Annotated in this window: 5 protein-coding genes and 1 pseudogene; 1 reads left to right on the forward strand and 5 read right to left on the reverse strand. The window is 68.3% G+C overall.

Translation table 11 applies throughout. The features are described from left to right. The 5 genes and pseudogenes from ACIQ6O_RS15585 to ACIQ6O_RS15605 all read right to left on the reverse strand — a co-directional run. A pseudogene (locus ACIQ6O_RS15585) lies at positions 1 to 338 on the reverse strand (8-amino-7-oxononanoate synthase); the annotation flags it as partial. Further along, entirely contained in the window at positions 335 to 685 is a 351-nt protein-coding gene (locus ACIQ6O_RS15590) for a hypothetical protein (RefSeq protein WP_396208696.1), read from the reverse strand. The pseudogene ACIQ6O_RS15585 and the gene ACIQ6O_RS15590, both read right to left, overlap by 4 nt. Positions 686 to 709: 24 nt before the next feature. Continuing rightward, positions 710 to 1,153 carry a copper chaperone PCu(A)C gene (locus ACIQ6O_RS15595; RefSeq protein ID WP_396208697.1) on the reverse strand — a complete coding sequence of 148 codons (444 nt, stop codon included), beginning with the start codon at positions 1,151 to 1,153 and terminating at the stop codon, positions 710 to 712. 9 nt (positions 1,154 to 1,162) lie between these two features. Beyond that, on the reverse strand, positions 1,163 to 1,732 hold the full coding sequence (locus ACIQ6O_RS15600) for an SCO family protein (protein ID WP_396208698.1): 570 nt from the start codon (positions 1,730 to 1,732) through the stop codon (positions 1,163 to 1,165). Beyond that, positions 1,720 to 2,091: a Fur family transcriptional regulator gene (locus tag ACIQ6O_RS15605; RefSeq protein ID WP_396208699.1), complete on the reverse strand. Its 372-nt coding sequence runs from the start codon at positions 2,089 to 2,091 to the stop codon at positions 1,720 to 1,722. Before ACIQ6O_RS15605 ends, ACIQ6O_RS15600 begins: the two co-directional genes overlap by 13 nt. Before the next feature lie 75 nt (positions 2,092 to 2,166). On the opposite strand from ACIQ6O_RS15605, the gene ACIQ6O_RS15610 reads away from it, so the two are divergent. Further along, a complete protein-coding gene (locus ACIQ6O_RS15610; RefSeq protein ID WP_396208700.1) occupies positions 2,167 to 2,790 on the forward strand; it encodes a phosphatase PAP2 family protein in 624 nt (207 codons plus the stop codon). Positions 2,791 to 2,978: the final 188 nt, after the last annotated feature.

Genomic DNA, 2,978 nt, shown 5'->3' on the forward strand with positions numbered 1-2,978 from the left:
AGCGTGTAATCGCACCCCTTCAAGTGGGCGAGCGTGTGCTCGAGCACCTCGTGAATGGGATGATTCCCCGAGATCAGGCGCGCGGCGCCCGCACCGGTCCCCTCGGCCTGCAGCACCGCATGCGCCGCTCGCGCCACACGCGGATCACTCGCGAGGCCGAGATAGTCGTTCGATGCGAAGTCGGCCACGCGTTCGCCCGCCAGCAACACGGTGCCGGCGCGACGCTGCTGCACCTGCCTGAGCGCGCGCTTGAGTCCGGCCGCCTCGAGCACGCGTAGCTCCTCGTCGAGCGCGGCGTTCATGGTCGACGGCGGGAGCAGGGCCGTATCGATCGTCACTGAATCACGAACGTGAGCTGCTTCTTCGACGGGTGCGCCGAGCAGGCACCGCCGAACGTGCCGGGGGGCACCGTGTAGTCGGTTTGTCCACCGGCCGGCACGGTGAACATCGCCAGCCGATGCTGGATCGTGTCCTCGTTCACCACGCGGATCTTCCGCTTCGCGCCGCTGCCACCCACGCGCACCGTATCGGGAAGTGGCGTGTCGCGACCGAACGCGTCGGAGATCACGGCCACGCCACCACGCTGCACACGAATGAGCGTGTCGGGGCGCGGCCATGTCCACCACACGGCGGCCGCTGTACCAACCAGCAGCGCACTCAGCGACAGCAATCGACGAGCGTTCATGGCATCAACGACCTGTGAGGCTGGTCATGGCGCGCGCACCGGCACGCGCACCAGTACCGAGTCGCCGTTGGAGAATCGCACCGTGAGCGGTACGGAATCACCCGCCGCGAGCGCACGCGTGAGCTGATTCAGCATCACATGCAATCCGCCGGGTGCCATCACCAGCGAATCGCGCGCGCCGATGCGCACCGACGTCCTGGGCATCATGTGCGACATGCCGTCGTGCTGCATCGACTCGTGCACCTCGGCCGACGCGGCCAGCGCTGTCGCGACACTCACGAGGTCGACCGTCACCGAGTCGTGGTTCACGATGGTGAGATACGCACCACCGGTCGCGCCGGAGTCGGCCGCTCGGGCCCACGCGGCCGTGACGGCGCGCCCCTGCGGTGTCTCTGTGGGCGCGCAGGCCGCGGCCAGCACAGCTATTGCTGCGCCTGCGGCAAGAACACGAAACGGGCGCATCAGCATCGTGATCACCTACAACAATTGCGCGAGGTCGGCCGCGAGTGCCTCCCAGCGCGTGCCGAACGGATACAACGCCACCAGCTTACCGGCGCCATCGAGGAGGAAGACCTGCGAGGAATGACTCACCAGATAGCCGCTGCCCGGAGTGCCGTCTTCGCGTGCCGCGGCCACACCGTACGCTTCCATGACCTTGGCCGTCGTCGGCGCGTCGCCACTCAGCCCCACGAACGTACTGTCGTACTGCCGCGCATATCGCTCGGCCACCGAGACGCTGTCGCGATCGGGATCGACGGTCACGAACACCCAGCGTACGCGGGCGGCCTTGTCGCCCAGTTCGGCCTTGGCGCGCTTCCAGTCGGCCAGCGTGGTGGGACACACGTCGGGGCAGTGCGTGTATCCGAAGAACACCACCAGCGGGCGCCCCTCGGCCGGGCCCAGCGTGTAGCGGCTACCGTCCTGCCGGGTGAACGCCACCGTCGGCATGTCGCGCGGCGGGTCCACGGCCACTCCCTCGAACCGAGGGCGTGAATCACAGCCGGTGAGCAGCGCCCCCGCGAGTGCCCATGCGATCAGGCCGCGCACTTGTCGCACAGGCCGTACAGCACCACCTCATGCGCTTCCAACCGAAAGCCGTTGGGGGCGAGATGCTGCAGGTCCCCCGGGCATCCGTGGATCTCGAACACGCGACTGCACTGGCGGCAGCGGAAGTGATGGTGATGGGCCGATCCTGACCGCTCGTAGCGCGGCGGCTCGCCGGGGAGTTCCACCGGCACCAGCCACCCGCTTTCCACCAGGGAATTGATGGTGCGATACACCGTGGCGATGCCGAGCTTCGAGACATGGCTGCGCCCGAACTCCAGCACCTCCGTGGGGCCGAGCGGGCGTGGGACTTCCTCGAAAACCTGGCGAATGGCGTCGCGCTGACGGGTGTTGCGTTCCATGAATCCAAATATGACACGGTGGCACCGCGGGTGGCATCGGTGGCGGCATTTGCCCCTTCTGGATTGATTTGCCACATGGCCGACGACCACGTCCACCCGGAATCCCTCCCGCGTCCTGCGTGGACCCGCTGGCTGCTCGTGAGTGCCGTGGCCATCGCCGCGGCGCATCTGCTCGACGAAACCGCCTGGCGCCTCGTCCGGCTCCCCGCTGTGTACGAGAAGGATTGGGGGCGTCTGCTGCGCAGCATGGGGTTCCTGCCCACATGGCTGCTGCTCGCGCTGGCCTATTGGCTGCAGGTGGAGGATGGCGTACTACGCCGCCGCGGGACGTGGCTGCTGGTCTTGGGGCCCACGCTCGGCGGCCTGAGCGCCGAGGTGCTCAAGTTGTTGCTGAGACGGCTCCGCCCCGACGCCGAGCAGTTCGGCTATGCCTTCCGGGCGTTTGCCGACGGTCCGTGGTCCAACCGCGGCATGGGGTTACCCAGTTCGCACACGCTGGTCGCGTTCGCCGGAGCCTTCGCGCTGGCGCGCCTGTTCCCGCGCGCCCGGTGGGTGTTCTACGCTCTGGCCGCGGGATGCGGGCTCACGCGGGTCATGGCCACGGCGCACTACCTGAGCGACACCGTGGTCGCGGCGTGTGTGGCGTGGGCGGTGGTGGCGTTGGTGGCGGCGCGCCTGCCCACAACGCCGGCCCGTTAGGCGGCTATCCTTCCCGGTATGAGCCACGCGCTGCTGTTGTCGAGCCTGGGACTGCTCGGATCGGGGCCGCTGTTCGCGCGGTGGTCCCGGTCGCGGCCGTCGGTGCTCACGTTCATCGACGGGTTTGTGCTCGTGAGCATCGGCGGGCTGGTGTTGCTCGATGTGGTGCCGCATGCGTTGGCTACGGC

It is taken from the genome of Gemmatimonas sp. (genome assembly GCF_044345575.1).
Taxonomy (GTDB): domain Bacteria; phylum Gemmatimonadota; class Gemmatimonadetes; order Gemmatimonadales; family Gemmatimonadaceae; genus Gemmatimonas.